Annotated in this window: 1 protein-coding gene; it reads right to left on the bottom strand. The window is 61.9% G+C overall.

The annotated features are described in order from the left end of the window. Window positions 1-260, bottom strand: a 260-nt coding sequence (locus ACR9ZK_RS22400; protein WP_481344133.1) for a 3-hydroxyacyl-CoA dehydrogenase NAD-binding domain-containing protein, incomplete at both ends; no start/stop codon positions are given.

The following is a 260-nucleotide window of genomic DNA, read 5'->3' on the forward strand; positions in this document are numbered from 1 at the left end:
CTTCCAGAGCCGCATCGATTTCGTCGGGCAAAGCGCCGTCCTCGACCATGTATTCGGCCTCGCGGCGATAGGCCGAGAAGACGCGGTTGCCGATGAAGCCTTCGGTGACACCGCAGACGATGGGCAGTTTACTTAAGCGTTTCGCGAATGCCAATGCGCTCGCCAGGACCTCCGGCGCCGTCTTCTTGCAGTTCACCACTTCCAGCAGCCGCATGATGTGGGCGGGCGAGAAGAAGTGCAGGCCGACGACCCGCCCACAT

This window comes from Monashia sp. HAY1-5C, from assembly GCF_056755255.1.